Origin of the sequence: Sphingobium sp. DC-2 (assembly GCF_000722555.1) — a bacterium.
GTDB classification, from domain to species: Bacteria; Pseudomonadota; Alphaproteobacteria; order Sphingomonadales; family Sphingomonadaceae; genus Sphingobium; species Sphingobium quisquiliarum.
On the sequence record NZ_JNAC01000160.1, the window covers coordinates 1 to 6,068 of the forward strand.

General features: G+C 64.8%; 10 protein-coding genes. 2 read left to right on the forward strand and 8 right to left on the reverse strand.

Features of this window, described 5'->3' with window-relative positions; translation table 11 throughout:
- From istA to ET21_RS0123475, 4 genes are all read right to left on the reverse strand, one after another.
- The coding region (istA, locus tag ET21_RS0123460) for an IS21 family transposase (protein ID WP_156029344.1) at window positions 1-616 on the reverse strand (616 nt) is incomplete at its 3' end.
- Between the two features lie 331 nt (window positions 617-947).
- Complete coding sequence (locus tag ET21_RS28265; protein ID WP_193378991.1) at window positions 948-1,118, reverse strand: hypothetical protein; 171 nt, start codon at window positions 1,116-1,118, stop codon at window positions 948-950.
- A 15-nt stretch (window positions 1,119-1,133) separates the two neighbouring features.
- A complete protein-coding gene (locus ET21_RS0123470; RefSeq protein WP_237751662.1) occupies window positions 1,134-1,775 on the reverse strand; it encodes a hypothetical protein in 642 nt (213 codons plus the stop codon).
- Window positions 1,776-1,898: 123 nt separating this feature from the next.
- Window positions 1,899-2,873, reverse strand: coding sequence for a DUF2493 domain-containing protein (locus ET21_RS0123475; protein WP_030092967.1), 975 nt, complete (start codon window positions 2,871-2,873; stop codon window positions 1,899-1,901).
- Between the two features lie 566 nt (window positions 2,874-3,439).
- Between ET21_RS0123475 and ET21_RS28270 the strand changes: the two genes are divergently transcribed.
- Both ET21_RS28270 and ET21_RS0123485 read left to right on the forward strand, forming a co-directional pair.
- Window positions 3,440-3,613: a hypothetical protein gene (locus ET21_RS28270; protein WP_193378992.1), complete on the forward strand. Its 174-nt coding sequence runs from the start codon at window positions 3,440-3,442 to the stop codon at window positions 3,611-3,613.
- A gap of 1 nt (window position 3,614) precedes the next feature.
- Window positions 3,615-3,971 carry a hypothetical protein gene (locus ET21_RS0123485; RefSeq protein ID WP_030541604.1) on the forward strand — a complete coding sequence of 119 codons (357 nt, stop codon included), beginning with the start codon at window positions 3,615-3,617 and terminating at the stop codon, window positions 3,969-3,971.
- 31 nt (window positions 3,972-4,002) lie between these two features.
- On the opposite strand, the gene ET21_RS0123490 is transcribed toward ET21_RS0123485, so the two are convergent.
- The 4 genes from ET21_RS0123490 to ET21_RS0123505 form a co-directional block, all read right to left on the reverse strand.
- On the reverse strand, window positions 4,003-4,323 hold the full coding sequence (locus ET21_RS0123490) for a single-stranded DNA-binding protein (RefSeq protein ID WP_030092966.1): 321 nt from the start codon (window positions 4,321-4,323) through the stop codon (window positions 4,003-4,005).
- Window positions 4,324-4,646: 323 nt separating this feature from the next.
- The gene (locus ET21_RS0123495; RefSeq protein WP_030092965.1) at window positions 4,647-5,084 is read right to left on the reverse strand and encodes a hypothetical protein; all 438 of its coding nucleotides are present in this window, start codon (window positions 5,082-5,084) and stop codon (window positions 4,647-4,649) included.
- Entirely contained in the window at window positions 5,084-5,347 is a 264-nt protein-coding gene (locus tag ET21_RS0123500) for a type II toxin-antitoxin system Phd/YefM family antitoxin (RefSeq protein ID WP_030541605.1), read from the reverse strand. The genes ET21_RS0123495 and ET21_RS0123500 overlap by 1 nt, the downstream gene beginning before the upstream one ends.
- Window positions 5,348-5,521: 174 nt before the next feature.
- Window positions 5,522-6,019, reverse strand: a complete 498-nt coding sequence (locus ET21_RS0123505) for a DUF736 domain-containing protein (protein ID WP_030541606.1) — start codon at window positions 6,017-6,019, stop codon at window positions 5,522-5,524.
- Between the last annotated feature and the right edge of the window lie 49 nt (window positions 6,020-6,068).

The window sequence follows — 6,068 nt, forward strand, 5'->3', positions numbered from 1 at the left end:
CAGAGCGACAGCCTACCTCTGACTGCCGCCAATCTTTGCAACAGAGCCCGCCGCCCAGCACCCGGAAGGCCTGCGTCAGTGCGTCGAACAACATCTCGTGCGTTTGCAGCAGATAGGCTCGCGTGATGAACGCCCGACTGTGGGAGAGCTTGGTATGGGCCACCTGCAGCTTGGTAGGCCGGCCATTCAGAAGGGCGTAATCTTCACTCCAATCGAACTGAAAGGCCTCACCGGGCTGGAAGATCAGCGGTACGAATGTGCCGCGCCCACTGGTTTGCTTTTCATATTGGCGTTCGGTCTTCCACGAGCGGGCGAAGGCGGCAACACGGCTGTATGATCCCTCGTAGCCCAGCTTAACCAGATCTGCATGTAGCTGCTTGGCTGTTCGCTTCTGTTTGCGCGACTTGCCAGATTCCACCCGCAGCCACGTCGTCAGTTTTTCTGCAAACTGATCAAGCTTGCTCGGCCGTTTGGGAACCTTGAACGTCGGCTCCACCGCGTCATCGCGCAGATATTTGCGGATCGTGTTGCGCGATAATCCAGTCCGCCGCCGGATCTCGCGAATGGGGATGCCTTGCCGAAAATGCCAGCGGCGGATCACACTGAGTAGGTCCATGTCGATCACTCCGATGCCTCCTGACTGTCAGCCAGGGGCGAGGAAAACATGGGTCAATTCTCAGTGAAAACTTATAACCCTCCCGGGTCACTTCTCAGTGCAACTCAACAGAGTCCCGCAGAATGTTGATGGCCGCGCGAAACGCGATCTCGTCTTCGCTCATGCTGCCCTCTCTGGTTGGTGCGCATCGCCATCCCTAGCGCATTGGAGTTGAACGCGTAACCGACGCTAGGCGATCTGCCCGTCAAAGAAGATGGGTGCGCCAGCGGACCGACGCCCCGTCCCCGTCGCGATGGAACGCGGTGGAATTATGCCCATTCCGCTCGGGTCGCTAATCATAGACGCCGAGGGCGATGAGGCGCTCCGTTTCGAGGTGCGGGATGATCTCGTAGTCGTCGCTCTTCCAGTGATAGTCGCCGTTGGAGATGTCCCCCAATGTGGCCCAGCTGCCGTCGGCCCAGAGTGCGATATCGTCGCAGCTGCGTGTTGCTTCGTTGGTCATGATTTCCTCCATCCATCAGAGGCCGGTGCCGGGGTCATGCGAGACGCGTCCGGGGCAAGGACCGCACGCTTGCGGGCGGTAGGCCCATTCCAGTCGGGACGTTTCGTCGGAATCAGCCGTGGCGAGAAGCCGGTCGAGCCGCTCGACATAGCCGGCGACGCCCTCCTCCGCGGCGCGCCTGCGGATGGCCGGATTGGCGAGGCGTTCGCGGATCGTTTCGATCGGGATTTCGCCGACGCTGTCGGGGCGCAGACCGAGGCTTTCGAGCAGCGCGTAGGCGTTGCTCGAAGCGAGGTCGAGCTCGAGGCCGAGGTCCGAAGTGAGCGCCATCCGCATGTGGATCGTGCCGGCCCGCTCGCAGCGGTAGACGCTGATCCGCCGGCTTCGGAATTGGGCTTCCTCGACGACGCTGATGACATCGGGCGCGAAGTCGAAGACCTTGGCGAGAGCGGCGAGCGCAAGCGGGCAGACGCGGGCTTCGAAATGATAGGACAGGAACGCGTCCTCGGCCGCGTCGGGATCGAGCAGCACTGTGCCGATGCGCACGCTCTCCTCGCGCAGATAGGTGCGCAAGGCGGCGAGCTGGCGGGCGTTGATCGTGGCGGTCGGGCCGTCCAGGTCGTCGGCGGCCGTGGCGATGCGGAATGTGATGGACATCTCGTCCTCCCTTGTTGAACCGCACCCCCCATCCCCCTCCCCTTTGCCGCTCCGGCGGGCCGCCGTCCCACGCAGAAAAGAGGAGAGGCCCCGGCTGCGAGCCGGAGCCTCTCCGAATGGGCGTCATGCCCGGCGTTCGACACGCTGCTGGGCGAGACGGACGATGTGCAGCGGGATGCCGGCCTGCCGCAGTTTCTGGGCGAGGTTCTGCTGGATGCCCGATCCTTCGCAGATCACCGCTTCGACCGGCTTCAGGTTCAGGATGCGGTCGTTGCGGACGAAGGCGGCGCGGTTGCCCTGGCTGCGATCGAGGCGGAACTGGATGACCTTGACGCCGCGCGCTGCGGCCCAGGCGTGCGCCACGGCATCGCAACCCTTGGCCTGCGCGGTGGTCGCCAGGATCATTTCCGGGATGCGCGCCTTGATGCTGTCGAGCCCCTTCCACAGAAGCTCGCCATCCTCCCAGGCCTGACCGCCGGAGAACGCGACGACAGGACCCTCAGGGGCGAACTGCTCGCGACGCTCCCGGGCGCGGGAGGCGAGATAGTCGCGGGCGTCGATCATCGAGGCGTTGAGCGCGCTCGACACCCGGCTGCCACGCACCGGCGAGAAGGGCTTGCCGGTCTCGACGCGGTACATTTCGGCGGCATGGTCGCGCATGCACTCCATCGCCTCGCGGCACCCCTGCAGCGTCTGGCAGAGGAGCTGGGTGTCCTCCAGCTCGGTCGCGTAGATCTCCGACGGGTCATAGGCACGGGCGAGTTCGCCGAGCTTCTTGGCGGCGTCGTCCTCGCGGCCTTCGATGCGCTTGGCGACGACGTGGAAGCTGTTGGCGAAACCCCAGACGAGGTCGGTCGCAAACGGCTCCATACGCGTGTCGCGCAGCACGTCGAACATGGTCTGCATCATCATCTCGACGGCGGCTCGCACCTGCTCCGGATCGGGCATGTCGAGCGCTTCCGGCGCATCGACGATGCTGAGCTTCGCCATCTCGCTATGCTCGATGAACGCGCCTTCATAAGTCTCGGTCAGATCCTCGTTCACACGCGCTGCCGCGATGTGGCTGGCAAGATCGGCGAAGTTGTTGAAAGAAGTCATAAGTGCCTCCGAACAAGTCGATCTCTCATCCGGGATTGGATGAAAGATGAAGTCTCATCGGATGAGCCGGCGGGCTTTTGTCAGGGACGCGGGGCTTGTCCCCGCGCCGCGCAGCGGGGCGTGGGGGAGCCGATTTTCCTGGGTCCAGAACGGAGCGAAGCGAAAGTGGCGGTCCCATGAAAATTGGGGGTACCGCGCATCCTTGAGAAAAGGCCTTAGGCTCATCAGACTATGGCGATGAAGCTTGTCTGATACCGAGATGTTAGAGAGAGAATTCGATTTGCCCCGGCCGCGCTGCGGGCGGGTTAACAGCAAATCGGCTCTCGCTGTTCTGGTCGGAAACGCTGGAGCACTCCCCGAAAGGGACTGTCAGGTGAGAAATCGCAGATTCGCTTCGAGGCACGGCTCGTACCAAAGTGTCGATCACAGTTACCGCCGCTCGCATGCCCGAGCGAATCCTCGGTCTGTCTGTGTTATGGTCGGAGTCGCAACAAGCGACATGGCGGCGCGGCCCGGGATCGTTCGGACAGACCACCTGTCGAAACCGCTGCGCCACGAGGTCAGTTATGAACGAGGAAATGATCCGCGAAGCGGCGCGCGCGCTCGCGGCGAGGCTCAAGCATTTGTTGGATGAAAGCCTGGCAGGTGAGATCCGGCTGACCCGTGACGAGGCCGTGCTTGCGCAGGGTTTTGCTGAAAGCGTTGCGGACCTGCTGTCCCCCTCGAGCGACGTAAAATAGGATGGCAGAAGAACCGCACGATGATCAGGAGGACGGTTCCGCGCATATCGCCGGGATCTCCGAAGATGGCATCTCGGTGATGATTGATGGCGAGCAGCGCCTTATGGGCTGGTCGGCGGTCTCTGGCATCACCAGCGGTGTATCAAAGCGCGACGACAACATGGTTTTCGTCGCGATTGCGATCGACGCCGCAGATGGCGAGCGCAGCCTTCTCGTCGCCCAGGATCATCCGATATGGACCGAGCTGGTCGAACTGCTCCATCTTTGCCTGCCCGTAGCGCCTTTGGAAGCGTGGGCAGCGGGAACAGCAGCGTTCCCTGGTGCCTACACGCTGTACCGGCGCCCGACAGTCGGATGATAGGGGCGGCGCCGGAGCGCCGCCCGATCGATTAGAAGAAATCGATCTTGTCGGCGATGATTTCGCAGCCGTAGCGAGTGACCCCGTCGCGGTCTTCCCAGCTCGAATAGTGGAGCCGGCCGGTGATCGCGACGACGTTGCCCTTCTCGCGGGTGGCGGCGCCTCTGCCGAGACCGTTGAAGCAGGTGACCTTGTGGAACTCGGTCTCCTTGGCGGTGTAGCCGGTGGCCTCGTCGACATAGGTCTTGCCGTCCTTGAGCTTGACGCGGTCGGTGGCGACGATGAGGGTGGTGACGGTGCCGCGGGTCTCGGGATCCTTGGCGACCCGGCCGGTGATGTTGACGTTGTTCATGGCGGTGCTCCTTGGTGGGTCCGACGGCCTTCCCGCCGGTGACACCGAAGGAGCGGCGTGCGGTGTCGCATCGCACCGGAGCGCAAGCGGAGGGGAACCTGCGTGAGGGAGCTGGCGCGGGCAGCCGCGTAGCGGCAACTCGGGCGACCGTAAGCGGGTTGCGATGCGACGCCGTCTCGCCGCAGGTGTCACGTGGCAGGCGACGGAAGGCCTTCGGACCTGCCGGGGATTTGCGCTGCCGCGACGTCACCGATCTCCGGAATCGCGGAGAGGTTCGGCCGACCCGCGGGGCCTTCGGCCCCTGCTGCAATCACCGCGTGAGGCTAAGGGGTGCGATCGATCTGGCCCACCCGGCGCGCGTCGAAGGCGGCGAGCCATTTGGTCCGAACGAGATCGTACAGGCCGGCGGGGAGAAGCCCGTAGGCGACATTGGCGTCCGCATCCCCGGGAACCGGGCGGAGATCCGGACCAGGCCATTGGAAGCGGTTCGCCTCGGACAGGACGATCCAGGAGCGCGCGTCGTCGAGGCCGAGCCGGGCCTTGGTCCCGGCCGGAATCTCGACGGCCAGGCGTTCGTCGGCCGGCGGCGTGTGGGTCACCGGGAGCACCGTGACGATCTCGCCGCCGCTTTTGGTCGTCGTCGCCAGCAGAACGGCGCAGGGCCGGTCCTTGCTGCCGTCTTCGCTCCCGGCCTTGGCTTCATGACTCCAGAGGAATGAGTATCGGATGACGAGGTCTGGAACCGGCTTGGGAAGCGGCATCAGCTATGCCGGAACTCGTCGTCGTACTGCGTCGCTTCGGCCGGCGCGCGGGCGGCAGCGATGGCGGCGCGATCCTCGTCGGTGAAGTCGCCAAGCGCGAGCACCTCGCGGTCGCGGCTCTTGAGCCGCTGATATTCGGCGTGCGACATGAGCACGAGGCTGTCATGGCCGTGATGGGTGATGGTAAGCGGGCTCTCCAGCGCACGGCGGCTGATCCGGCCGAACGACTTCGACACCTCGACGGAACTGACGGACTGGGGCATGGCGATTCTCCTATCCGGAAAATACGGAGTTTCCGGAGAGATTGCAAGGTCTACGTGCGCAGTGCGGGCCACTGCGGAACAAGAACAGGGCCCGCTTCGCAGGCGCGAAGCGAGCCCCGTGAGGGACCGCGCGCCTGACGAAGGCGCGCGGTCGGGGAGAGGCGGTGCGACCGATCAGTCGGCCATCTCGGGCGTGCGGCGCTTGCGGCCACCGGCGCCGGCAGGCTCGCCGCCGAACGCGCCGTCGGCCGAGGAGTCGCCCAGCCCGTCGCCACCGGCCGGAGCGGCAGGCGCTTCGGCGCCGGGCAGCGGCGGCAGGCCATCGTCGGCCGCCACCGTGTCGGTGGGCGCATCGCGGCGACGGGTCGGCCGCGACCAGACGATGTTGTACGAGCCGTCCTCTTGGCGGAAGGCCGAGATGTAGAGCGGCTTGTCGAGGCTCGGGTCCTCGATCTTGCCGTTGAGGAAGGTTTCCCCGGTCGAGTTGGAGGCCAGTTCGAAGAGCGCGCCGACCTGGACCCACTGGCGGGCGGCCGACAGCGCGAGGATCTCGAACTTGGGCGCGCGCGGGTTGGTCGACTGGACGGTGCGCAGGGCGATCACGATGGCCACGGTGAGCGTCGAGATCTTGCCAGTGTAGGTGCCGCTGGCGTTCTGGGTGATGGTACCGATGGCTCTGTTGCAAAGATTGGCGGCAGTCAGAGGTAGGCTGTCGCTCTGC